This is a genomic window from Lysinibacillus fusiformis (assembly GCF_016925635.1).
In the GTDB taxonomy this organism is placed as follows: Bacteria; Bacillota; Bacilli; order Bacillales_A; family Planococcaceae; genus Lysinibacillus; species Lysinibacillus fusiformis_F.
In genome coordinates this window covers 994910-1020214 of the sequence record NZ_CP070490.1, presented here as the reverse complement: position 1 = coordinate 1020214, position 25305 = coordinate 994910, and the positions used below count along the sequence as shown (strand labels likewise).

Annotated in this window: 25 protein-coding genes and 1 riboswitch; of the genes, 15 read left to right on the top strand and 10 right to left on the bottom strand. The window is 38.0% G+C overall.

The genetic code is table 11. The features are described from left to right. Positions 1–120: 120 nt before the first annotated feature. The 5 genes from JTI58_RS05185 (at position 121) to JTI58_RS05165 (ending at position 7810) form a co-directional block, all read left to right on the top strand. Positions 121–1269, top strand: coding sequence for a DEAD/DEAH box helicase (locus JTI58_RS05185; protein WP_205445659.1), 1149 nt, complete (start codon positions 121–123; stop codon positions 1267–1269). Between the two features lies 1 nt (position 1270). Beyond that, positions 1271–2500 (top strand): aminopeptidase, encoded by a 1230-nt coding sequence (locus JTI58_RS05180; protein WP_205445657.1) that lies wholly within the window; start codon positions 1271–1273, stop codon positions 2498–2500. A 31-nt stretch (positions 2501–2531) separates the two neighbouring features. After that, on the top strand, positions 2532–3434 hold the full coding sequence (locus JTI58_RS05175) for an SGNH/GDSL hydrolase family protein (RefSeq protein ID WP_205445656.1): 903 nt from the start codon (positions 2532–2534) through the stop codon (positions 3432–3434). 141 nt (positions 3435–3575) lie between these two features. Next, positions 3576–4733 carry an exonuclease SbcCD subunit D gene (locus JTI58_RS05170; RefSeq protein WP_205445654.1) on the top strand — a complete coding sequence of 386 codons (1158 nt, stop codon included), beginning with the start codon at positions 3576–3578 and terminating at the stop codon, positions 4731–4733. Then, positions 4730–7810 carry an SbcC/MukB-like Walker B domain-containing protein gene (locus tag JTI58_RS05165; protein WP_205445652.1) on the top strand — a complete coding sequence of 1027 codons (3081 nt, stop codon included), beginning with the start codon at positions 4730–4732 and terminating at the stop codon, positions 7808–7810. Before JTI58_RS05170 ends, JTI58_RS05165 begins: the two co-directional genes overlap by 4 nt. A 42-nt stretch (positions 7811–7852) precedes the next feature. Here the strand turns inward: JTI58_RS05165 and JTI58_RS25035 are convergent, their stop codons facing one another. Continuing rightward, positions 7853–7975 (bottom strand): hypothetical protein, encoded by a 123-nt coding sequence (locus JTI58_RS25035; RefSeq protein WP_279381306.1) that lies wholly within the window; start codon positions 7973–7975, stop codon positions 7853–7855. 55 nt (positions 7976–8030) lie between these two features. Beyond that, a complete protein-coding gene (locus JTI58_RS05160) occupies positions 8031–8354 on the bottom strand; it encodes a magnetosome magnetite crystal formation protein family (protein WP_205445651.1) in 324 nt (107 codons plus the stop codon). Positions 8355–8481: 127 nt separating this feature from the next. Beyond that, a riboswitch (TPP riboswitch) is annotated at positions 8482–8589 on the top strand. Positions 8590–8722: 133 nt separating this feature from the next. On the opposite strand from JTI58_RS05160, the gene thiT reads away from it, so the two are divergent. After that, positions 8723–9283, top strand: a complete 561-nt coding sequence (gene thiT / locus JTI58_RS05155) for an energy-coupled thiamine transporter ThiT (RefSeq protein ID WP_205445649.1) — start codon at positions 8723–8725, stop codon at positions 9281–9283. A 162-nt stretch (positions 9284–9445) separates the two neighbouring features. Further along, positions 9446–10201 (top strand): type I methionyl aminopeptidase, encoded by a 756-nt coding sequence (gene map, locus JTI58_RS05150; protein WP_205445648.1) that lies wholly within the window; start codon positions 9446–9448, stop codon positions 10199–10201. A 28-nt stretch (positions 10202–10229) separates the two neighbouring features. Here map and JTI58_RS05145 read toward each other — a convergent pair whose 3' ends face one another. After that, complete coding sequence (locus JTI58_RS05145; protein ID WP_205445645.1) at positions 10230–10943, bottom strand: TspO-related membrane protein; 714 nt, start codon at positions 10941–10943, stop codon at positions 10230–10232. A gap of 199 nt (positions 10944–11142) precedes the next feature. On the opposite strand from JTI58_RS05145, the gene JTI58_RS05140 reads away from it, so the two are divergent. Both JTI58_RS05140 and JTI58_RS05135 read left to right on the top strand, forming a co-directional pair. Further along, the gene (locus tag JTI58_RS05140; protein ID WP_205445644.1) at positions 11143–11967 is read left to right on the top strand and encodes a polyphosphate kinase 2 family protein; all 825 of its coding nucleotides are present in this window, start codon (positions 11143–11145) and stop codon (positions 11965–11967) included. A 160-nt stretch (positions 11968–12127) separates the two neighbouring features. Further along, complete coding sequence (locus tag JTI58_RS05135; protein ID WP_205445642.1) at positions 12128–12715, top strand: GNAT family N-acetyltransferase; 588 nt, start codon at positions 12128–12130, stop codon at positions 12713–12715. A 73-nt stretch (positions 12716–12788) separates the two neighbouring features. On the opposite strand, the gene JTI58_RS05130 is transcribed toward JTI58_RS05135, so the two are convergent. The 3 genes from JTI58_RS05130 to JTI58_RS05125 form a co-directional block, all read right to left on the bottom strand. After that, the gene (locus JTI58_RS05130) at positions 12789–13352 is read right to left on the bottom strand and encodes a beta-class carbonic anhydrase (RefSeq protein WP_205445640.1); all 564 of its coding nucleotides are present in this window, start codon (positions 13350–13352) and stop codon (positions 12789–12791) included. 178 nt (positions 13353–13530) lie between these two features. After that, positions 13531–13665, bottom strand: a complete 135-nt coding sequence (locus JTI58_RS25030) for a hypothetical protein (RefSeq protein WP_004225590.1) — start codon at positions 13663–13665, stop codon at positions 13531–13533. 140 nt (positions 13666–13805) lie between these two features. Continuing rightward, positions 13806–15047, bottom strand: a complete 1242-nt coding sequence (locus tag JTI58_RS05125) for an aminopeptidase (RefSeq protein ID WP_205445638.1) — start codon at positions 15045–15047, stop codon at positions 13806–13808. 189 nt (positions 15048–15236) lie between these two features. Here JTI58_RS05125 and motA point away from each other — a divergent pair, with 189 nt between their 5' ends. Both motA and motB read left to right on the top strand, forming a co-directional pair. Beyond that, on the top strand, positions 15237–16040 hold the full coding sequence (gene motA, locus JTI58_RS05120; protein WP_205445636.1) for a flagellar motor stator protein MotA: 804 nt from the start codon (positions 15237–15239) through the stop codon (positions 16038–16040). Beyond that, positions 16024–16776: a flagellar motor protein MotB gene (motB, locus tag JTI58_RS05115; RefSeq protein WP_004225581.1), complete on the top strand. Its 753-nt coding sequence runs from the start codon at positions 16024–16026 to the stop codon at positions 16774–16776. Before motA ends, motB begins: the two co-directional genes overlap by 17 nt. A 67-nt stretch (positions 16777–16843) precedes the next feature. Here motB and JTI58_RS05110 read toward each other — a convergent pair whose 3' ends face one another. Next, a complete protein-coding gene (locus tag JTI58_RS05110; RefSeq protein WP_016995366.1) occupies positions 16844–17065 on the bottom strand; it encodes a DUF1128 domain-containing protein in 222 nt (73 codons plus the stop codon). 177 nt (positions 17066–17242) lie between these two features. Between JTI58_RS05110 and JTI58_RS05105 the strand changes: the two genes are divergently transcribed. Continuing rightward, a complete protein-coding gene (locus JTI58_RS05105; RefSeq protein WP_205445635.1) occupies positions 17243–17569 on the top strand; it encodes a YtxH domain-containing protein in 327 nt (108 codons plus the stop codon). 22 nt (positions 17570–17591) lie between these two features. After that, positions 17592–18509 (top strand): YihY/virulence factor BrkB family protein, encoded by a 918-nt coding sequence (locus tag JTI58_RS05100; RefSeq protein ID WP_205445633.1) that lies wholly within the window; start codon positions 17592–17594, stop codon positions 18507–18509. 191 nt (positions 18510–18700) lie between these two features. Here JTI58_RS05100 and JTI58_RS05095 read toward each other — a convergent pair whose 3' ends face one another. Both JTI58_RS05095 and JTI58_RS05090 read right to left on the bottom strand, forming a co-directional pair. Further along, positions 18701–20605: a heavy metal translocating P-type ATPase gene (locus JTI58_RS05095; RefSeq protein ID WP_205445632.1), complete on the bottom strand. Its 1905-nt coding sequence runs from the start codon at positions 20603–20605 to the stop codon at positions 18701–18703. A 274-nt stretch (positions 20606–20879) separates the two neighbouring features. After that, positions 20880–22418, bottom strand: a complete 1539-nt coding sequence (locus JTI58_RS05090) for a fumarate hydratase (RefSeq protein WP_205445631.1) — start codon at positions 22416–22418, stop codon at positions 20880–20882. Between the two features lie 155 nt (positions 22419–22573). Here JTI58_RS05090 and JTI58_RS05085 point away from each other — a divergent pair, with 155 nt between their 5' ends. Continuing rightward, positions 22574–23374, top strand: coding sequence for a YwqG family protein (locus tag JTI58_RS05085; RefSeq protein ID WP_205445629.1), 801 nt, complete (start codon positions 22574–22576; stop codon positions 23372–23374). 40 nt (positions 23375–23414) lie between these two features. Here JTI58_RS05085 and JTI58_RS05080 read toward each other — a convergent pair whose 3' ends face one another. After that, positions 23415–23600: an SE1561 family protein gene (locus JTI58_RS05080; protein WP_016995373.1), complete on the bottom strand. Its 186-nt coding sequence runs from the start codon at positions 23598–23600 to the stop codon at positions 23415–23417. Positions 23601–23973: 373 nt separating this feature from the next. On the opposite strand from JTI58_RS05080, the gene JTI58_RS05075 reads away from it, so the two are divergent. Continuing rightward, on the top strand, positions 23974–25158 hold the full coding sequence (locus JTI58_RS05075) for an MFS transporter (RefSeq protein ID WP_205445628.1): 1185 nt from the start codon (positions 23974–23976) through the stop codon (positions 25156–25158). The last annotated feature ends 147 nt before the right edge of the window (positions 25159–25305 follow it).

Below are 25305 nucleotides of genomic sequence, written 5' to 3'. Positions count from 1 at the left end.
TTTTTATGAAAGGAAGCAATGTTTTCTTGAAACGATTAGATAATTGCTTTCGTACATATAAAGTAGGAACCTACGGAGTGTGTTAAACTAGTGTCAAGTAGATAGAAGGTGGGAAATAACATGTCAGTCATTAATTTATTAAAAGAAGAAATACAAGCAAAATGGAACTTTGAAACACCCATGAAAATTCAAGATGAAATGATACCAGCTATGCTTGAGGGCAAAGATATTGTAGCAGAATCTCCAACAGGATCAGGTAAAACGTTAGCATATGTCTTACCATTATTAAATAAAGTGAATGGGGCAAAAAAGCAAACACAAGGACTGATCGTAGCTCCCTCGCAAGAGCTTGCTATGCAAATCGTAGAAGTCATTCGTGAGTGGACAGCTGGCACAGATATTACGGTTCAGCAGCTGATTGGTGGTGCCAATTCTGCCCGCCAAATTGAAAAGTTGAAGAAAAAGCCTACGATTGTTGTTGGAACACCTGGTCGTTTAAACGAATTAGCACGAGCAGGAAAATTAAAGCTAAAAGAAGTCGAAACGGTTATTTTAGATGAATGTGATCAATTACTAAGTCGTGAATACCGTGTTGTTATCAAATCCTTTATAGAAGGTTCTGCCTATGGCCGACAAGTTGTTGTTGTTTCGGCTACTATTACAGAGGAAATTGAATTAGTGGCAAGTCGTATGATGTTTGAGCCTCTACGTTTTAAAATTAAGCCTGAGGATATGTTAAAGGTGGGTAAAGTTGTTCATTCTTTCTTGAAAGTAGAAGAACGCGATAAAACTGATTTCCTACGCCGACTTTCCCATACAGAGGGCTTAAGAGCGTTGGCTTTTGTTAATAATATTGATCAATTATTAATGAAGGAAACAAAACTACAATACCGCTCAGCACCGATTGTCACACTCCATTCGGATATGAAGAAAGAAGAACGTAAAAAAGCGTTAGATGCATTCCGTAAAGGAGACGCACGTATTTTAATTGCGACAGATATTGCAGCTCGTGGTTTAGATATTGCTGGTTTAACACATGTTATTCATGTTGATGTCCCACGAACAATTGAGCAGTATTTGCATCGTTCTGGTCGTACTGGACGTGCGGGAGCAGATGGTGAAGTATTAACGTTATTATCTTATCGTGATGAAAAAACCTATAAAAAGTGGACAAGGGAAATTCCAGGCAAGCCTGTGCAAAAAATATGGCATGATGGCGAGCTAATTGAAGGCAATTCTAAAACAATTGGACAGAAGCGAGGGAAATAGTATGACATTTGAAGAGAAATTACAGGCATATGCAGAGCTTGCAGTAAAAGTGGGTGTTAACATCCAACCAGGTCAGTACTTATTAGTCAATACATCTGTGGATGCTTTAGATTTTGCCCGTTTAGTTGTAAAAGAGGCTTATAAGGCTGGTGCAGGCCGTGTTCATGTAAACTTTTCCGATGATGAATTGGATCGTGCTTATTTTGAGCATGCTTCCGAGGAGGAATTTAATCGCTTCCCTGAATGGGTTGTAAAAATGCGTGATGAACTTATTGAACGTAAAGGGGCTCTACTATGGATTGATGCAGCAGACCCTGATAAGCTAACAGGAATTCCTGCAGACAGACTCGCAACACATCAAAAAGTATCAGGGGCAGCATTGAAAAACTATCGCAATGCAGTCATGAAGGATTTAATTGCTTGGTCCATTGTAGCCGTTCCTTCAGCTAAATGGGCGGCAAAGGTATTCACTCAATTAACAGAAGAGCAGCAGGTGCCTGCATTATGGGAAGCTATCTTTAAAACGGTGCATATCGGGGAAGGCAATGCAGTTGACAATTGGCGTCAGCATGTAGCTAATTTAGAATCGCGTGCAGAACTTTTAAATAATAAAAAGTATGCAAAACTTCACTATACGGCTCCTGGTACAGATTTAACAATCGCTTTAGCACCACAGCATAAATGGCTAACTGGTGGTAGTAAAACACCAGAAGATAATGTCTTTGTGGCCAATATGCCAACAGAAGAAGTTTATACACTTCCAATGAAACAAGGTGTAAACGGTTATGTTAGTAATACTAAGCCATTAGTTTATCAGGGCAATATCATCGATGGCTTTAAATTAACATTTGAAGAGGGCAAAATTATTAAGGCAGAGGCTGAAGTAGGGCATGATTTATTGCAAGAGCTTATTCAAGTAGATGAAGGCTCAAGCTATTTAGGCGAAGTGGCACTTGTCCCTCATGAATCACCAATTTCAGCGTCGGAGATTTTATATTTCAATACGCTATTTGATGAAAATGCTTCAAACCATTTAGCTATTGGTGAGGCATATCCGACTTGCTTAGAAGGCGGTAGAGACCTAGAAAACGGCCAACTTGAGGCATTGGGTGCCAATATTTCTGTGACACATGAAGACTTCATGATTGGCAGTGGTGAAATGGACATTGATGGTATTTTACCGGATGGTACGGTTGAGCCCATTTTCCGTAAGGGTAGCTGGGCTTTTTAATCTTTAGACGAGAAGAAACGGAGGAGAGCAGATGAAGCGATTTTGGAGCTTGTTAGGTATAACGATATTATCCATGACATATTGGACTTCATCTGCTTTTGCTCAAACGGAAAACTATGTGGCGATTGGAGATTCCTTAGCTGCTGGTCAAACACCCTACCAAGAAATTGATGCAGGGTATAGTGATTTGATTGCCATGAAATTAAGCTCGATCGGTCAATTATCATTTTATACAAAAGAACTTGCTTTTCCTGGCTTTACTACGGCAGATGTATTAGAACGAATCCAATCTGAGGAAGCACAAAATTTATTAGCAAATGCGACACTTATTACGGTTTCGGCAGGGGCCAATGATTTATTACGTCTTGTCCAAGTGAACCCAAATGCAGGGACCTTAGCTTTTTCACAGCTTCAGGCAGATTACGCTTTAAATTTGGCAAGAAAAAATATGATATCGATTTTGGATGAATTAGAAGAACGTGCGCCTAAAGCAAAGATCTATGTCATGGGCTATTATTTTGCTTATCCAACAGTTCATCCGACGCAAAAAGAAGGAACCAATGCTCAGCTAGTTAGATTAAATACGATTTTACAACAACAAGCAGAACAAGCTGGAGCGGCTTATATAAATGTCTATGACGCCTTTGGATTGAATGCGACCAACTACTTACCAAATAGTGCTGATGTCCATCCTAATATCGAAGGCTATCGTCAAATGGCTAACTCATTTTTACGGGTTTATAGTGGTAGTGATGCTTTAAACATCTCTTCATTAGAATTACCAGAGCCAAATCCCATATCATTTGAGGAAATCCTAAAGCAACAATCGTCAGTGAAACCTCAGAAGCAAAAAGTGGCACAACATCAAACTTCTCTTACGACTTACGTTATTCAGGGATTCCCAGGATATAAGGCATTTATCAAATACATCTAAATAACCGATATCTAAGGCATCTTACCTAATAAGATGCTTTTTTCTATGAAAACCAATTTTGGCTAGAACTACTAAACCGTTAGAAAGCACTAGATAGGGAATAGTCATGCTAAAATATAGAGAAGACTAGGAGGTACAAGAATGAAAATATTTCATACAGCAGATTGGCATTTAGGAAAGCTTGTTCAAGGTGTCTATATGACAGAAGATCAACATGATATTCTTCAACAATTTATACAAGCGATAGATGAGGAAAAACCAGATGTAATTATCATCGCAGGTGATTTATATGACCGTTCGATGCCTCCTATTGAGGCAGTTAATTTATTAAATGATGTATTAGCGAAAATAGTATTAGAGAAGAAGATTCCTGTTTTAGCAGTGGCGGGAAATCACGATAGTGCAGGACGTTTAAATTTTGGCAGCCGTTTAATGAGGGATAGTGGTTTATATATCAAGGGCCAATTTACAAAAAATCATGCACCTATTGTTTTGAATGATCAACATGGAGAAGTACATTTCCATCTAGTACCCTATGCAGAGCCAGCTGCCATTCGCAACATCTTTGAAGAAGAATCAATCCGTTCTCATCAAGACGCCATGCAAAAAATTATTGAGCATATCACGGAAGACATGGACACAAGTAAGCGACATGTTTTTGTTGGACATGCCTTTGTGACGAAGTATGGTGAGGAAGAAGCCAATACAAGTGATTCCGAGCGACCACTTTCCATTGGAGGTTCAGATTGTGTAAATGCAGCTTTATTTAAACCTTTCCACTATACGGCACTTGGGCACTTACATAAGGCACATTTTGTCTTAAACGAAACCATTCGCTATGCAGGCTCTCCATTAAAATATTCGTTATCTGAACATTTACATGAGAAAGGCTTTTTAATTATCGATTTAGATGAGCAAGGTAATAGCACAGTTAGTAAAAGAAAACTTGTGCCAAGAAGAGATTTACGAGTAGTAGAAGGTCAGTTGGAGGACTTATTAAGGCAAACACCAAGTGAGGACTATGTATTTGTTAGATTGACGGATACAATATCTGTGACTTCACCGATGGAACGCATTCGTAGTGTGTTTCCGCACGCTATGCATGTGGAACGTAAGGTACTAAGGCAAGATGCGCCACGTGAACTACAAGTGGTGGAAGCTGAAAAACTAGAGGATATTGACTTATTTCGTTCATTTTTCACCGATATTATCGGCATTCAGCCAGATGAAGATACGGAACGTCTTTTCACAGAGATGCTACAGGAATTATTAGATGAGGAGCGAGAGACAGTAAAATGAAGCCATTAAAGTTAACAATTACTGCATTTGGTCCATATAAAGACACGGAAGTAATTGATTTTCAAGAACTAGGAGAACATCGATTGTTTGCTATTTCTGGTAAAACTGGTGCTGGGAAAACAACCATTTTCGATGCTATTTGCTATGCTCTTTACGGATCAGGCAGTGGGGAGGATCGTCAGGATACAGCATTACTGAGAAGCGGCTTTGCTCATGATGATGTCTATACAGCTGTAGAACTCATCTTTGAAATGCATGGAAAAGTCTATCAAATCGTAAGACAGCCAGGTCATATTAAAGAAAAAAATAAAACGGTTACTGGGAAGAAAATAGAGCTAGCTGAAGTAAAAGAGGGAAAGCTTGATTATAGTATTGTAGAAAAGCAGCAAACCCTTGAAGTCGATAAGAAATTACATGAAATTATAGGTCTCACAAAAGATCAATTTAGCCAAATTGTGATGTTACCTCAAGGTGAATTTCGTAAACTATTAACCTCTGATTCTACAAATAAAGAAGTAATTCTACGGAAAATCTTTAAAACAGATCGTTTCGGCGTCATGGCAAAAAAGCTTGATGCCAAACGTAAAGAGGCAGAAAGTGACCTTGAGCGTGCCAAACAATTAAAAGAACATTTACTTGGTCAAATTGTCGGCGCTTTACCACAACGTTCTTCCACTTTATTCACATTGATTGCTGATAATACAGGGAATTTACATCAACTGACGCAGGCACTTGATGAGGAGTTTAGCTTCTATAAGAAATGTATAGAAAATGAACAGCTACAATACGATGAAGCTTATAGCCTTCATCAAAAAGAGCAAGAATATTATCGCTTAGCTAAAACGCTTAATGAACAATTCGATGAGCAAGCTAATCGACAGCAACGACTACAGATGCTGTTACAAGAGCAGGATAGATACCAAGCAAAGGAGCAGGAGATTGCTTTAGCAGAACAAGCAGAGCGACTTGTGCAGCTAGAACAACAAGGCAGGGATTTACGTGCTGAACTGAACGTAAAAGAACAAGCTTTTCAACAAGCGAAAGTTAAACAACAGCAGGCAGAAGAACAGTTGCAAGGTGCACAAGAAGAATATGCAGTAGAAGAGGCTAAAGAGCCTGAACGTCAGCAAATCTTACAGCAGGAAATGCAGTTACAGGCGTTATTGCCGAAATTTGAAGCGTATGAAAATAATGTACAACAGCTGCAAATAGCGGAGCAATATGCTGAAACAGCGAAACGAGCAGTAACTGATAACCTTATGCTTTTGGAAAAAGAACAAGAGCAATTGAAGCATTTTTCTCAAACGGTGGAGGGCTATGAAAAACAGGGTGAGCCATATGAAGGCTACTTAGAACAGTTACCGAAACTACGGGAACAGGTAGCTTTAGTCAAGCAGGTTGAGAAATATAAAAATACAGTAGAGTTAGCAAAGCAGGATGTAGCCGCTTCAGCTATTCTCTATCAAGAAAGCAAAGAGGCACTTCAGCTATTGCAGCAACGGTGGTTGACGAGTCAGGCTAGTATTTTAGCCAAAAAGCTGAAGGAAGGGGACCCTTGTCCTGTCTGTGGTAGTATGACTCATCAGAAAGCACACAATGAGCAACTGGAAGTTATCGAGCTTGCTGAAGTAGAAACATTAAGAGCGAAGGCATCTTCAGACGAGCGTAAGTATCTAGAACAAGAGGCATTTTTGGCATCTGCACAACAACTTCTTCAAGATGCATGTCAACAACTTGAGGCACAGCATATTAAACAAGAAGACCGAGCACAGATCACCGCTACTTTACATGAAGTGGAGAAAGAAATTGCTACCTTAAAAATTATCTATAACCAATTAGCTGATTTGCGATTAAAAATAAAACATCAGCATGATCGAATAGAACAGCTACGAAACAAGCAGAGCAAACTAGAGCAATATTTAGCGGAGCAGATGAAAGAATGGACAAGATTACAAGCGGTTGTAGAAGAACAGCTGAAGCAGATGCCAGCTAACTTACCAACTATACAGCAATTAAAGCAACAACTTACTGATGTCAGCAAACAGAAAGAAAATCTGCAAAAAAGATGGCAAGCGAGTCAAGAAAATTTGCATGTGGCAAAGGAAGCGGCTAGCAATGCAAAATTAACTGTAGAAATTGCCAAACAGTCTTTTGAGGAATTACAGCTCAAAATGAATGAAAAGCTTCAGCAATTTTCAGCAAATATGCAGAAAATAGGTTTCAATAGCTACGAGGAATATGCTACTGCCAAACGGAGTGCCATGCAATTAGATGCCCTTCGAAAAACATGCAGCGACTATGCTTTACAAGTACACACTTTGCGAATCCAAATTACCGAAGGGGCTACATATCTTCAAGGGAAAGAGAAGCAAGATTTAGTGTTGATGGAAGCAAGGGTAGAACAGCATCGTATTTCCTATGAGGAAGCATTTAAACGTTTGCAACAGATGAATGGTTTTGCACAAGCATGCCAGGGCTTTATTGAAAAGGTAGAAGAAATAGCGAGAGAGCTTCATTTACTTGAACAGGAAGCAGGGCGAGTAAAGGAACTCTATGGATTATTAAATGGACAAAACGCGAAAAAGCTATCCTTTGAGCGTTATATACAAATTAATTATTTAGATCAAATTACAGAAGCTGCCAATATACGGCTGTATCATTTATCAAACGGTCAATTTGAGCTCAGACGCTCAGATAGATTGGAAAAGCATGCAAAGCAGAGTGGACTTGGTCTTGATGTTTATGATGCCTATACGGATCAATTACGAGATGTTAAAACATTATCAGGAGGCGAAAAATTTAATGCTTCGCTAAGTCTTGCTTTGGGAATGGCAGATGTGATTCAAAGCTTCCAAGGTAATATCCATATTGAAACGATGTTTATTGATGAGGGCTTTGGTTCACTCGATGAGGAATCACTAAATAAGGCAATTGATACATTAATTGATTTACAGGATTCTGGTCGTATGATTGGCGTTATTTCTCATGTACCTGAATTGAAATCTGCGATGCCAGCAGTTTTACATGTAGAAAAAACATTGAATGGACATAGTCAAACACATTTTGAAGTGAAATAAAACGAAGGCGTATTTCCGAAAAAAAAGGAATACGCCTTGGTTTTATTTTTTTCGAGGTGTGGCTGTAGGCGTTGTTCCCTTTTTTGCAGCCATTACTTTTCTGACGATAGGAATAACAATCGGTGCTAACTTTACGGCGGTTTTCACAACGTTTGATACTTTCATCCAAAAACAGCTCCTTTTACAATTACTACTACCTGTTTCTCTTAAAAATAAAACATTAACGGATAACGCGAACAGCCTGAATAATATTCCAGATCACAATACCAAGTGAGACGAGGGCATAGATGGCGAATGAAGCAAACCAAATAATCATCACTGTATTATTACTGGAGGTTGGATCTAAACTAAATGTGGAAAAAACAAAGACAATAAAGAACAGGATGCCAAAAACAAAAGGAATTAAATGAGAGACAAGTGCACGAATCGAATGTTTTTTTACATCACTATCTTTTGTCACAATGTACACAATTAATGGAACGATGAAAGGGGCGAAGAAAATACTAAGATAACTAAAGGCAGCTAAAATTTTTTGATTCTCCATAGTTGTACCTCCTTTTTTAATATTTACGCATGAATAATAGCAAAGTTTCAAAAAAATAATGTATGGAAGAGGTTGTAATCCTCCTATCCTTTGCGTACAATGAAAATGTTCAAATAAATTCAGATGTAACGACCACAAGGGGAGCTGATGATGTCAGCTGAGACTGGGCACGTAATGCCTTGACTCTTCGAACCTGTAAGTTAACGCTTGCGTAGGGATGTGGATAGAAACCGACACTTGTACGATGTGAGGCTCTGTCCTGGCATCGTTTTTTCATTCTTGGGGGAAAATGGTGTCAGAAAGAGACATATCAGTGCATTTCTATTCCTGCTCTTGTATCCTACATCGGAACAAAGGAGAGAATATGTATGGACAAAAAAAGACTGTTAATGCTAGTGGAGATTGCGATATTTGCAGCGATTGGGCTAGTACTTGATCAGGTATCCTTTAAAGTATGGGCACAAGGTGGCTCAGTTAGTCTTGTCATGGTACCTATTATGTTAATCGCGTTTCGTTGGGGCCTAGTAGCTGGGCTAACAACGGGACTACTTGTGGGTGTTATGCAAACAATGTTTGGTTCCTATATCGTGCACTGGCTACAAGGATTACTAGATTATGGTGTTGCTTTTACAGTTGTAGGATTAGCGGCAGTTGTACGTGGACCAGTGTTGGACGCTGCTAAACATATGAACAAAACAAAAATGGCACTTTATATTATAATAGGTACCGTTTTCGCAGGCTTCTTACGATACGCGGCACATACAATTGCTGGTGCTGTATTTTTTGCAGAATATGCTGGCGATCAAAATGCTTGGATCTATTCCATCATCTATAACGGTACATATATGCTACCAGCAACTATATTAACGGCAATCGTTGGTGTTCTTTTATTCACAGCCGCTCCACAATTAATGCAAAGAAAAGCTTAATGCAAGTCCCTTCACATGAGTGGGGGGACTTTTTTATTGTGAATAGCTCTTTTAGCACTTTGCAAAGTAGGAAAGCATACAATATTTAAAGCGTTTATCGTTATACGCATAAAAAGTTATGTTATATTAAAGAATAGATATTAGATGAAAGGGACGTTATACATGATTGTAAAAACACAAGAAGAGATTGAAGCTTTTAAAAAAATAGGACGCATTTGTGCTGAAATTCGCGAAGCGATGAAAGCTGCAACAAAACCAGGTGTTACAACACTTGAACTAGACGAAATTGCTGGCCGCATGTTTGCGGAGGCAGGCGCTATTTCTGGACCGAAGGGAGAATATGATTTCCCTGGATATACATGTATTAGTGTCAATGAAGAAGTGGCGCATGGTATTCCAGGAAAGCGTGTTATTCAAGAAGGCGATATTGTGAATATTGATGTTTCTGGCTCCTTAAACGGCTACTTTGCTGACACAGGTATCTCATTTGTTGTTGGTGAAGGCTATGAAGACAAAGAAAAGCTATGCCGTGTTGCCAAAAGTGCCTTTGATCGAGCAATGACAAAGGTAAAGGCTGGATCTAAATTAAATCAAATTGGTAAAGCAGTTGAACGTGAGGCGAGTGCTAATGACTTAACTGTTATTATGAATTTAACAGGTCATGGCTTAGGTAAATCTTTACATGATGAGCCAAATCATATTTTAAACTATTATGATGCATGGGATTCTACCATTATGAAAGAAGGTATGGTGCTTGCGGTTGAGCCATTTATCTCAGCAAAAGCAGAGCATATTGTAGAAGCTGGTGATGGCTGGACATTCGTGACACCTGATAAATCACTTGTAGCTCAAATCGAACATTCAGTCATTGTGACAAAGGATAAACCAATTATCCTAACGTCATTAGACGAAGAATAGGATATAATGAAAAATCCTGCTAACCAATTTATTTTTGGTAGGCAGGATTTTTTTTAATAAATAAAATGCCAACAAAGAGAACACCACATAAAAATAAGGCGGCTGTAGTGACAAGTAGCTCATCAAAACCATTATGTATGGCGATTCCAATATAAGCCCAAATAAAAACACTTGGATACATAACATCAAAGTGATGGAAACGGATATGTAGCGCAATGGCTCCTCCTAATGTTAGTAAAATCACTGCCCAAAGAGGCGTACTAAGACCAAAGCCGTTCCAACCATAAGCCGTTAATGTAAAGCTTGTATTTGTGATAAAAATAAATGTCATCCATGCTAAATAAATGGAGAAAGGAATACGACCAGACAAGGCTTTGTCCTGAAGAGGGTACGTATTATACAGCATAAATAAATACAAGACTAAGAGTAATGTAATGCCAAGAGAAACAATAAATAACTCATGATGCCAGACGTATACCGTCAATGCTTGTAATATATTTATGCAACTAAAGAGCGCAGACTGTTTCAAAGTTGTCTTTTTGATGTTCATAACTAACCAATAACCGAGTAATAAATAAATGATAATCCAAATTACATGACTTATACTAACCGGTGCAAATACTACAGAAAAACGATTAGCGATTTCTAGCGAAGATTGACCGTTGATGTTCACGAAAAAGGATGAAAAGGTTAGGATGATTGAGACAAGATAAGAGATTGTCATCATGATAAACCGAGGCATGTTTTCCTCTCCCTTCGTGTTAGATTGTATAGGGAAAAGACAAATAAGTATAGTACTGTCACTTTTTTTATTATAACGGAAATTCCTAACAATGTATCGTGTTGTTTTACTAATAATATCTACAATTTACCATGCCTGATAGGCATCCATATATTTCTTTAGTACAATAAGAATATCCAAATAAAAGGAGTGAAGTTTCATGGCACAAAATTTGAAAAATCTAGACCTATCCATTGAACTAGACAAAAAGATGTATAAAAAGAAATTAAAAGTACTCCAATATGAAATGTTAAACGCGCAACAGTTTTTATTAAAAAATAAAATTGGCTTAATCTTGGTATTTGAAGGAATGGATGCGGCTGGTAAAGGTGGCGCTATTAAACGATTGATCGAACGCGTCGATCCACGCGGTTATGTTGTACACCCTATATCTGCTCCTCAAGCACATGAATTACGCTACAACTATTTACAACGATTTTGGAGAAAATTGCCTCAACATGGACAAATCGCTATTTTTGATCGCTCATGGTATGGTCGCGTATTAGTAGAACGCATCGAAGGATTTGCAACGAAGGATGAATGGTCTCGTGCTTATGAAGAAATTAATAATTTTGAGAAGATCTTAACTGCAGGAGATTACATAATTATTAAGTTCTGGCTTCATGTTTCAGATGAGGAGCAATTAAAACGCTTTAAAGAACGTGAACAAAACCCTTATAAATCTTGGAAGCTAACAGCTGAAGATTGGCGCAATCGTGATAAATCGCCGCAGTATATTGAAGCAGCAAATGCAATGTTTGAAAAGACCGATAAAAAAGATGCTCCATGGATCTTAGTCGCTGGAGATGACAAAAAGTATGCACGTGTTCAGGTGCTTCAAGAAACAATTGCACACATTGAACGAGAAGCTCAAAGACGTGGTCTTCATTTAACAAATGTGTTAGACAATGCACAACTAGAGGATGCTGAATCATCCAGTTTGGAAATAGTAAACGAGAAAAAGAAAGAACAAAAAACTAAATAATTGAATTGTGCTGCTATGACAATAAGACATGAGCTGTTTTGGTTGTAGCAGCATCTTTTTTTACATACAATAAAATATAAATAGGGTTTTCAATCAATGGATTGTAGCCAATGTAACAAAAAGGAATGTATTGATATTTATTGGAAGGCTAGTGTGGAGAATGGTGCTTAAAATTTGGAATCTATTAAGAAAAAAGGGTGGGAATGTGGTAACGATAAAGGGGGAAAAATGCTACATCCGCACATTCCAAGAAAAAGATGCACGAAGTTTAATGGGTCTCGTAAGCCGAAATAAATACTTTTGGTCTATATATGAGCCACTGCAAAGACCTGAATACTATACAGTTGACGCTCAATACAAAAAAATTCAAGAAAGTCTCTATTTAATGGAGTCAAAGCGAGAATTTACGTTTGGTATTTTTGAGCATGGTACAAACAATCTAATAGGACATATTGCACTTTATGCTGTAAAACGCTTACCGTACTCGAGTGCATTTGTTGGCTATGCGATGGATGAAATTTACGTAGGGAAGGGCATTGTCACAGAAGCTGTGAATATGGTGGTTCGATTCGCATTTGAGCAAATTGGTCTACATCGTGTAGAGGCATATGTATCGACACAAAATAGCGCCTCCATGCGTGTCTTAGCGAAGGCTGGATTTCAACAGGAAGGTCTGCTAAGAAAGCTGCTGTATATCAATGGTCACTGGATAGATCATTATATGTATGCACGTTTAGAGGATGAATAGAATAACAAGTGCCTATCTCTCGTAGTGAGGGGTAGGCACTTGTTCATTTATTACTGTACATCAAAAAGTCATTTTATTGTTTGTTACCGTCTTCAATTATATCTAGATGACCTGTATTCGGATCAATAATTAAACCATGGACAGGCACGTCTTTTACCATTAAAGGGTGATTACGAATTGTATCGACACTTTTCTTAACACTTGTTGCTACATCACCGAAACCTCGTAAAAAATCCTTTAAATCGAAACCAGAATATTCCAACATTTTGATGGTTTCTGGATCAATGCCTCGCTTCACCATTTCGCTTAGCATGGCATCAGGATCAACCGCGCTCATACCACAGTCATAATGTCCCACGACATACACTTCATCGGCTTGTAGGCCGTAGACAGCAACTAATAAACTACGCATAACTGCACCGAAAGGATGGCTCACTAACGCACCAGCACTTTTCACTATTTTTACATCGCCATTACGCAAATTCATCGCTTTTGGTAAAAGCTCTACAAGACGAGTATCCATACAAGATAAAACAACAATACGTTTATCAGGATATTTCGTAGTGATGAATGGTTCATATTTTTTTTCTTGTACAAACTCTTTGTTAAATTCTAGAATATCTTGTAACATTGTCATGAATATTGCTCCCTTCCTTACAAAAAATATTGTAGAGCAAAATTTTCAATATGCAAACAATAAAGACTTTATTCAGATAATTTTTACAATAAAGGAGCAGTTTCTTACGCTTTAGTAGATTAAATAACTTGTAAGCTATAAAAAAACAGCTACCTATATAGTAGCTGTTTTTTACACATTAAAATTTTTCGTTTGGCTTTGGATCTACAGTTACTGAAGACTTGCTATCTAAACCAACTTGTAGGTAGTGGATGAAGAATCCCGTTGAAATTAATAAAACTGCTGAAAAGCCAAGAACAGTTGTAATGAACATTATTAGAGCTCCTCTCTACTTAAATGATCTACTAAATTTCCCTAAAACAATTATACAATAGGTTACTAGGAAAATCTAAGGATAATTTATGACAACCTTAACATACTTAGCCTAGAATACTATTAGTAGGAATGGATTATTTAGAATGCCCAATTTCCATTGCGGAATATTGGGTCTATTTGATCATCCTGTGTTATTCCATCTATATTCATATTGCTCGAGCCGATCATAAAGTCTACATGTGTCAAACTTTGGTTAAGTCCATGCGCACTTAGCTCCTCAGTAGTCATTTCTTTACCACCCTCAATGCAAAAGGCATAGGCACTACCAATGGCTAAATGATTGGATGCATTTTCATCAAACAATGTATTGTAAAATAATAAGTTCGATTGTGAAATAGGTGATTTATGTGGTACTAATGCTATTTCCCCAAGGTAATGAGCACCCTCATCCGTTTCAATAAGGGAAGCTAAAATTTCTTGGCCTTGCTCCGCCTTGACGTCAATGATCCGACCATCTTTAAATGTTAATGTGAAATTGTCTATAATATTGCCGCCATAGCTTAAAGGCTTAGTGCTTGTTACATAACCATTAACACCTGTTCTTAAAGGTGCTGTAAAAATTTCTTCAGTTGGCATATTGGCCATAAATGTTTGGCCCTGTGTGCTAATACTACTACCGCCTGCCCACACATGATGTGGAGGCAGCTCAATTGTTAGATCCGTGCCTGGAGCAGTATAGTGTAGTGACTTAAATTGCTTTGCATTTAAATAATCAGCTTTGCTATGTAATTCCTGATCATGGGCATGCCAAGCTTCAACAGAGTTTTCAACGTCAATACGTGTTGCTGCAAAGATAGCTTCCCATAATGCATCTATTTGTTGTTCTTCTGGTAAGTGAGGAAATACTTTCGCTGCCCAAGCCTTAGAAGGTGCAGCAATGACTGACCAGCTAAATTTATCTGCCTGTAGCCACTGATAATAGTTTGCAAGTGCTTGACCAGATGCTTTTTGGAATGTCATGATTCTATCACGTTCAATTCCTTTTAATAAATCTGGATTTTGAGAACTAATGCTTAAGAAAGCAGCACCGTGTTCAGCTAACCATTCACGTTCCTGCACTTTCCAAGGTGGGAAGAAATCAAATGAGTCTTTTGGTGCTCCCTCATAGCGAGCACGTACAATTTCATCATCGGATATATCGACAAAAACTTGTTTTGCACCATTTTTATAGGCTATTTTAGTAATTATTTGTGCGAGTTTTAGATTATCAGTCGAACAGCTTATATAAAGATACTGATCTTTTTGGATATTTACTCCTACTTTCACCGCTAACTCTGCATATTTTAGTAATTTTGTGTCCAACGATAATAACAAAATCATATCCCCTTTCAATTTAAGACAGTTAAGTGTAATATTCTTAATTCAATATAATCAAAAATGGTCGAAATGTGAATAAAAAGCATTAATTACATCGAAAAATATATGAAATACATTTATACTAGGATTATATATTTAAAATATGGAAAAAAAGACGAAATAACATTAGATAGTAGATTTGGAGGTTCTAGAATGGATAAGTCGTCGATTATAGGGTTAATACTTGCTTTTGTAGCATTATTAACAGGGATGGTAATGAAGGGTGTTAGTTTATCTGCATTTTATAACCCTGCAGCTATCCTAATTATCATTTTTGGTACTATGTCCGCAGTAACAATTGCCTTTCCGATGCAGGAGTTAAAGCGTGTACCAAAGCTATTTAAAATTCTTTTTAAAGAAACAAAATTAGCGAATGATATAGAGATTATTAAAATGTTTTCACAATGGGCTGACTTAGCTCGTCGTGAAGGGTTATTAGCGCTTGAAAGTAAAGCCTCAGAAATTGAAGACCCATTTTTGAAAAATGGTCTTACATTAGCAATTGATGGTCAAAATGCTGACTACATACGTGATGTTCTAACGGAAGAAGTAGAAGCGATGGAAGAACGTCATACTAGTGGAGCAGCTATTTTTACACAAGCAGGTACATATGCACCTACTTTAGGGGTTCTTGGTGCAGTAGTAGGGTTAATCGCCGCATTGGCTGATATGAACGATATCGAAAAGCTAGGACATGCTATTTCAGCTGCCTTCATGGCTACATTACTCGGTATCTTTACAGGGTATGTTTTATGGCATCCATTTGCGAACAAGCTAAAGCGTAAGTCTGCTTTAGAGGTAAAACAAAAGAGAATGATGATTGAGGGTATCCTTTCAGTATTAGAAGGGGAGGCTCCTCGTGTAATTGAACAGAAACTTTCATCATACTTAACGATGGAAGAACGTCGTCAAATTTCTGGTGAAAGCGGGGCGGGTGGCCTTGGCAAAGAAAGCTAAGAAAAAAAAGCATGATGAACATATTGATGAATCTTGGTTAGTTCCATACGCAGATATTTTAACTTTACTGCTAGCCGTGTTTATTATTTTGTTTGCCTCAAGTTCAGTCGACCAAGAAAAGCTAGAAAGAATGTCGGCAGTTTTTAATCAAGTATTTGATGGTGGAACTAGTTTTCTAGAGCAACCTGCACCAGTGCCTACTCCGAATGCGGATAGCGACCAAACGCCACAGCAAAACTCTGCCTATTTAAAGGATCAACAGGAGTTAGCTGAAATAAAAGATAGTGTGGATAATTTTATTGCAGTCAATGAAATGGAAGATCAATTCGCCACAGAAATGACCGATGAAGGGCTGCTTGTGACAATCCGTGATAGTATTTTATTTGATCCAGGGCAAGCAACAGTTAAACCTGAGTATGTCCCTATTGCCAAAGAGCTATCAACTATGCTGGAATCTGATCCAGCTCGAAATATTGTCATTACAGGTCATACAGATAATGTACCAGCAGGTCCGAATTTTACATCGAATTTTCAGTTATCTGTAATGCGTGCAACGAAATTTTTAGAACTGCTTATTGAAAGTAATGACAAATTAGATCCTACGCGCTTTAGTGCAAAAGGAAACGGCGAGTATCGTGCGATCGCACCGAATGACACAGCGGAAGGACGTGCGAAGAATCGTCGTGTAGAAGTATTAATTCAACCATTAGTTACTGAGGATGGTTCAGAAACTTAGAGTACACAGTAATAAAAAAGCTATTAGCAGCAGACAAATGTCTTTCGCTAATAGCTTTTCATTTTACCTATTTACGTAAAGATCCTAACTCAGCAACAATCGCTTGCATTTCACTTGGACTAAAAGTTTCTCTTTTCATAACCATTTCATATAGATACACTAAATCTTCATAATTGGCTTCATCGAAGTTTTCTGATTTCATGGCATCGACATTCACCATACGAAGCTTGTCCTTCATTTGATCGACCATATACACAACGTTTTCTTTAGATGGAACAGATAAATCCATTTTTTACCCTACCTTTCATAATCCTCGCACATATCATTTCATTGAATAAAAAAAATGTCAACTCCGTATTTGGGCATTGCTTTAAAAATAGACTGTTATTGGGTAGAATAAGTGCAGTAGACTGTTTATTTATGAAATAATAGGGAATATGCAACTATACAAGCAGGGGGTTTTAATATGGGTCAAAGTAAATTATTCGCATCTATTGTAGCAGGAGCAGCAGTAGGAGCAGCATTAAGTATGTTAGATCGTGCAACACGTGAAAAAACAATTGCCTCAACAAAAAAGATGAAGGAAGCCATCTCATACTATGCAGCAAATCGAGAAGAATTGCAGGTTTTGGTTGAGGAAAAAGTATTAGCGGCAAAGGTGCTTTGTGAAAGCGTGTCAGATAATGTCAACACAATTGCCGAAAAGGTGGATGAATTTAAGGATTTACCTTCCACGATACAAGGAATGATTGAAGATACGAAATCAGCCTTTACTTTACCTGATAAGGAGTAAAGGTCGTTTTAGGAGGAATTGTATGGAAAAGAATAAAGCAACATTGCATAACGCTTTTGGGTTTGTAAAATCGTTTGTCTCTCCAGAGGAGGGAGCGATTGATATTATGACATCCAAGGGCTTTATCCAAGATTTAATAGGTCGGCTCAAGCGAGTTGAAATATCTGCGCTTGCTGCACAATTGGCTTATTTCTTTTTACTATCGTTCTTCCCCTTACTTATTTTCTTAGTGACACTACTACCATATCTTAACTTAGAAACGACACAGGTCTATGCATTTTTAGTGAATGTATTACCTGATGAAGTGTATAAGCTTATTGAAAATACACTGAATGAGATTTTAACGAATAGAAACAGTAGTTTATTGTCCATTGGGGTTCTTGGTACAATTTGGTCTGCATCTAAAGGCATTAATGCACTCATTCGTTCTTTAAATAAAGCCTACGATACAGAGGGGAGAGCAGGTATATTAGATAGGGGCTTATCATTAGTTTTTACAATCGCCCTCGTCATTGTTATTGCTGTTGCTCTCTTATTACCCGTCTTCGGACAGCAAATTGGACATTTCCTATTCTCAATCGTCGGAATAGAGGAGCAATTTGAATCGGTCTGGCATAGATTAAGATGGTCGATACCGCCATTACTGATTTTTGTTGTTTTAATGGGCATCTATTGGTTTGTGCCAAATACCAGTCCACGTTTGAAAGTAATGGGCGTATGGCCAGGGGCGATGTTTGCTACACTTGCTTGGTTAGCAGTCACATATGGTTTCTCTTTTTATATTAATAATTTTGCAAATTATTCTGCTACATATGGTAGTATTGGTGGCGTCATTATTTTAATGCTCTGGCTATACTTTACGGGAATCATTTTAATCTTTGGTGGCGTATTAAACGCTACCATGCAGAAAAGAGCACTTCAAAAGGAAATTCGTCGATAAGGAAATAATAAGCATTAACAAAAGCCTCGCTAAACTCATAAAGAGTAGCGAGGCTATTTTAAATGCACCCATTGTTCAATGGGTGTTTACACAACGACTGAAACAATATTGAAGCCCCAGCGGATGTCACAGATTTTTTCGAGCAAGCTCTAAAAAAATTAGGACGCAATTACGCTGAGGCATGATTGATGTTAAACATTTTTATTGAGCATACGTAAACCATTTAGAATAACTAGTATTGTACTCCCTTCATGCCCGATTACGCCTAAAGGTAAGTCGACTACTTGTAAAAAGTTAGAGGCAATTAATAACATAATGACCCCAATAGAGAAGAAAATATTTTGTTTCACAATACGTTGCATTTTACGTGATAAACGAACAGCATAGGCGATTTTCGATAAGTCATTTTTCATCAGCACAACATCGGCTGTTTCTAGCGCAACGTCTGTTCCTTCACCCATAGCAATGCCAGTAGTTGCCGTAGCCAATGCAGGGGCATCATTAATACCATCGCCTACCATGCCAACGAATTGATGCTGTGTAAGTAGGCGTTTCATTTCAGTAACCTTCGTTTCAGGCAGACATTCTGCGACATATTCAGTAACGCCAGCTTCCTTCGCAATAACTTTGGCCGTTTTTTCGTTGTCACCTGTAAGCATCACTACTTGAATATCAAGCTCTTTTAATAATGTTACAGCTTTCTTAGCCTCGTTGCGTACAGTATCTTTCAGCGCTGTTAATGCAACAATCCCATGTTGATCCCGAATGAAAATAACTGTTTTGCCCTCGGCTGCAAGTTTTGTAGCCGCATTGTTGGCAAAATCACTAGCAAGCTGTGCACCAACAAACTCTGGTTTACCTACTTGATAAGCTTCATTATGAATCGTTCCTTTTATCCCCCAGCCAGGAATATCTTCAATCGTTGCTTGTGGCAATGCGTGGATTCCCTCAGCCTTAGCATACGAGGTAATAGCCTGGGCAAGGGGGTGATTGGATTGAGATTCGATTCCTGCAAGAATTGCTAAAGCCATATCACGCTCTACGCCATCTCGGACAATAAAATCTGTAACAACTGGTTTGCCTTGAGTTAAAGTACCTGTTTTATCGACAGCCAAGGCACGTAATACACTAAGATGCTCTAAATGTAAACCACCTTTAAACAGCACACCATTTTTTGCACCATTTGATATAGTAGCGAGTGTGGCAGGCATAATGGATGCTACGAGTGCACAAGGAGAAGCAACCACTAATAACACCATTGCTCGGTAAAATGTTGTTGTCCAGTCCCAGCCAAGCAAGAAGTGGGGAAGAAACATCATAATGGCAACACCTAGTAAAACAAATTTTACATAGGTCCCTTCAAACTTTTCGATGAATTGTTGAGAGGGAGATTTTTCACTTTGAGCACTTTGGACGAGCTGTATAATTTTTTGGAAAAGTGTTTCTGAATTCGCCTTTGTCATTTCCATTGTAATTGCACCATTTAAGTTTACTGTGCCCGCAAATACTTCGTCCCCTTCGCTTTTTGAGATAGGCAGTGGCTCTCCACTTATAGCTGATTCATCAATGGACGACTGGCCTTTGAAAATAATACCATCTGCTGGAATACGTTCACCTGGTTTAATCAATAAATGATCACCGATTTGTAATGTGGACACTGACACCTTCATAGGCTCAAATCCACCACGCACTAACCAAGCTTCTTCTGGCTGTAAATTCATAAGGGCTGATATTTCGCGATGACTTTTATTCATCGCATATGTTTCTAGTGCACCACTTACCGCAAAAATAAATATAAGGATAGCGCCCTCTGTCCAATAGCCTATTGCTGCTGAACCAATCGCCGCTAATACCATCAACAGCTCAACATTTAGCTTTCGTTCTTCTATCGTTTCTTCAATACCTTCTTTTGCTTTCGCGAAACCACCCACACAAAAGGCAATTAAATACAGTAGAACAGAAGCCGTTGTTTGTCCACCAGTGTCTAAACGCCATGCAAGTAAGATGAAAATACCGGCCATCAATGCAGCGATTAATTCTGCATGTTCTTTTATTTTCTCAATTAAATTTATATTTTCTCGATTAAAGTATTCCATTCATATCCCTCCTGATAATGAAAATCAATATCAAAACCTTTATTAAATAACATTTTATAGAGATGTTCAATTGAAAATGGATTTCATTTACCATCTATTTTATTTAGAATTATTATAACAAAGGAATTTGTAAAAATAAAGTAGGAAGTTTGAAGGAGATTGAAATAATTTGAAAAAGACTTTTAAATAGAAAAAGGCACAGTCTATTCACTAGGAATATTCTGTGCCTTACAAAATTGTGCAATAAAAAGGGTTACTGCTACCTATTATTTAATTAGAAAACTCTTTCCGCATGCAAAGCAAGCTTTTCTAATGATGATTTATCCACATCTGCATGTAGTGAGTTACCATGTGAGTCCATTGTTACAACTGCTGTAAAGTTTTCAACATTTAAGTGCCACATAGCTTCAGGAATACCAAATTCCATTAAATCAACACCATCAACGCCTTTAATGCAGTCTGCATAGTACTGAGCTGCTCCACCAATTGCATTCAAGTAAACGCCACCATGTTCATTAAGCGCTTTTAATGTTTTTGGTCCCATTCCACCTTTACCAATGACAGCACGGATACCGAATTTTTTCATGATATCTCCTTGATAAGGCTCCTCACGAATAGAAGTAGTTGGACCAGCCGCTTTTACTGTCCAATTGTCTTCTTCATCCTTAGCCATTACAGGTCCACAGTGATAAATAACTTGTCCATTTAAATCAACTGGTGCATCGTGGCTCATTAAATGGTGGTGGATGGCGTCACGGCCAGTATACATACGACCAGTAATAGAAACGACATCACCAACTTTTAGTGAACGAATTTGTTCTTCAGTAATTGGCGCAGTAAGCTCGACTACATCTGTAGTTGTATCTTCTGTTGTAGCAGCTACTTCATTTTCTTTGAAGGTAATTTTTTCACCTTCTTGGTAGTGCCAATTCATAATTTCGCCAGTTTGAGGATCGATGTCCACAGCCATACGACGGTAAGCCCAACAATTATAGGCTACTGATACATAGAAAGAAGCAGGGATACGGTGCATTACGCCGATTTTACATCCTAGTAATGTTGCTTCACCACCGAAGCCCATTGTACCGATACCAAATGTGTTAGCTGTTTTAACTACATATTCTTCTAATTTTGCAAGATCAGCATTTGGATTTGTATCTTCAACATGACGGAATAATTGCTCTTTTGCTAAATCATAGCCAGAAGAACGGTCTCCACCAATACCTACACCAATGAAACCAGCAGAACAGCCTTGACCTTGAGCTTGGTATACAGAATGTAAAATACATTTACGAATACCATCTAAGTCACGACCTGCACGACCAAGACCTTCTAATTCACATGGTAAACTGTACTGAATGTTTTTGTTTTCACAGCCGCCACCTTTTAGAATTAACTTAATTGTAATGTAATCTTTTTCCCATTGCTCAAATTTCATTACTGGCAATCCATCTCCAAGGTTGTTCCCACTGTTTGCACCAGATAATGAATCCACCGCATTTGGACGTAATTTAGCATCTGCAGTTGTATCATTGATTGCTTTTTTGATTGCAGCTTTAATTTCTAATTGGTTTACGCCAACAGGAGTATAGATTTTGAAAGTTGGTAATCCTGTATCCTGGCAAATTGGTGACACGTTATCTTCTGCCATAATAATATTATTCGCGATTGTGTCTAAGCTCATTGCTGCACGTGTACCAGCATTCTCAGCTTCTTTTGCTTTTTTAATAGCACGACGTACATCCTTAGGTAAATTCGTAGATGTTTCAGTAATTAAATCGTAAAGACTTTTCTCCAAAGTTTGTAGATTCATTGGTATTGCCCCCCATAGAAAAATTGATTATTTCCACGTTACATTATACTCTTTTCAACTAATGAAAAAAAGAGTCCTTATTTGGTAGGTGAGTATTGATTTCATAGAACATTTGTTCTAAAATGAGGATAAATCCATAATTAGGAGGAACTTGTATGGCTGCTAAAACATTACTTGAAATACCAGAAGCGTTTGAACAATATAGACCGTTAATAGAAGGAACAGTGAAGCCTGTTGTATTGGTTGATACGGAGATAAGAAAAACATCTTTGTTTCAAAGTAAGTTTGCAGGAGATCCTTATTTTCCGTTGGCGATGGAATATCCAAAAAACACGAAGGGACAACCGTTAAAGCTATTAGCTCAAATTAACTTTGCAGAGGTACCAAAGCACCTACCCCATTTCCCAGAAGAGGGAATACTGCAGTTTTATATTGATGGTTATGACGATGTTTTAGGAATGGATTTTGATAATGGGCAAAATCAAGAAGGCTTTCGTGTAATTTTCCATGAACAAATTACGCAAGATGAAGCACAGCTTATTCAAGACTTTTCATTTGTAGAAATAGATGATGAGGAACTATATTTTCCCGTGGAGCGTGAAATGGCATTATCCTTTAAAGCAGATGTTGAACCGATGTCGATTGATGATTTTAGGAGCAATGACATGTACGCAAGTATCTTAACAGCTTTGAAGAATGACGAGGCATTAGAAGACGGCTTCTATGATGCTATGACTGGTGATGGTCATAAAATAGGGGGGTATCCATTCTTTACGCAAGAAGATCCACGAGCATATGGTGATTATACAGATTCAATCATTATGCTGTTACAGATAGATAGTATTGGTGACAATATTCTTTGGGGCGATTGTGGTGTAGGCAATTTCTTTATCACAGAGGAAGAGTTAATCAATAAAGATTTTAGCAAGGTACTTTATAATTGGGATTGCCATTAAAAAACAAGCGAGCACACGATGCTCGCTTGTTTTTTATTCATTATTGTTCACGAGCATGAAACTGCTCCATTTTGTCCTCTAAATCATCCATCATTTGGATTAAGCGATCAATATCTTCTAACTCAGCTGTTTCAGGGTCAAGGGCATCTAATACTTCTAAAAACATCTCAAGACGCTCTTTTAAATAGGTTACTTGCTGCTCTTTATCAGTGATTGGCTTTGACATTCGTACACCTCATTTCATCCCTTTCATCGTAGCTGATTTGAGCTTAAATTTCAATGTTTAGGTAAACACCTAGGACTAAAAGATTAATTTCAAAAAAACAATAGACAGAATATTTACAATATTGAAGATGTATGTTAAAGTTGTTTTAAGATAAAGTAAAGGAGCTGATCGAAAAAAAGTCATTTGCAACGCTAACTCGAAAAGGAGGGAGTTTAAACAAGTACTCGGTAATACTCAAAAGCCGAAATTCGTGTTTATACAATTAAATGAGGATAAGTATTAGTTAGGCCTTAGCGTAAAATCACATGTGGTGAGCGCTAAGGCTTTTTGGTATGCTGTTCTTTGGAAGAATGACTTGATGTTGGAGGAAAAAATGACGTACTTCTCAGATTACAGCAAAAAAAGATTTACCATTTTAGTATTAATTGTATCCATATCAGGCTTTTCACAAGGAATGCTATTACCGCTTATTTCGATAATATTTGAACGAGATGGGGTATCCTCTGCATTGAATGGCTTGAATGCAACTGGCTTATACATAGGAACATTACTAATTTCACCATTTATTGAGCAGCCCTTACGCAGGTGGGGCTATAAACCGATTATTTTAATTGGTGGAGCACTAGTTTTTGCGTCTTTACTTGCATTTCCTTTATGGAAAAGTGTGACCTTTTGGTTTGTCCTTCGTTTATTAATTGGTGTTGGCGATCATGCCCTGCATTATGCAACACAAACATGGATTACAAGTACAGCAGATCATAAAAGCTTAGGGAAGGGAATGGCCATCTATGGCTTGTCATTTAGCATAGGTTTTGCCGTTGGACCACTGATGGTGAAGCTAATTGAAATTGCTGAAGCCCTACCGTTTATCGTATCTTCGATTATGTGCCTATTTGCATGGTCCTTTGTATTTTTCTTACGAAATGAAAAGCCTGAGCGTTTAACAGGTGACTTAAATGCCAGAGGATGGCAACGGTATAAAATGGCTATCTTATTTGGGTGGATTGCCTTTTTAGGTCCTTTCGTTTACGGGTTTTTGGAATCTTCGTTAAATGCCTTATTCCCTGTTTATGCATTACGCAAAGGTTTTGAAGTCGGCATGATTCCTATCATTTTATCTGTGTTTACATTTGGTGGTATTTTAACGCAAGTGCCGCTTGGTGCACTAGGAGATAAAGTAGGGAGAAGGAATATTTTGATGATTGGGTCATTTGGTGGCGCAATTATGTTCGCGATTGCAAGCTTTTTAGAGCATTCACAATTCGCTGTGGCTGTCGCCTTTTTCTTAACGGGTACGCTAGTTGGCTCGATGTTTTCTTTAGGGATTACATTTATGGCTGATTTGACACCAAAGGAGCTACTGCCTACAGGGAATTTACTTTGTGGAATTGCTTTAAGTATTGGTAGTTTAACAGGGCCATTTTTAGGTGGGGTTTATTTAGAATATGTAAAAAATTATAGCTTCCTTTTACTAGTGGCAATGCTTTTGCTAGCTGTTGCAATAGTTTTACTTATATTTGGACGCCAAAAGCATCAACAAACAACGATGGCAAAATAAAAAGAGCGGGGCTCATCTCCCGCTCAAAAAACAAAAAACGCCCAGCAAATCCGTGCTGTTATGGCGTTTTTTGGCGTAACAAGGATGTTCCGTCCAAGTTACATAGGTTTGGCACCTAGAAAGTTATTATACAGGCTTGTTCTAATG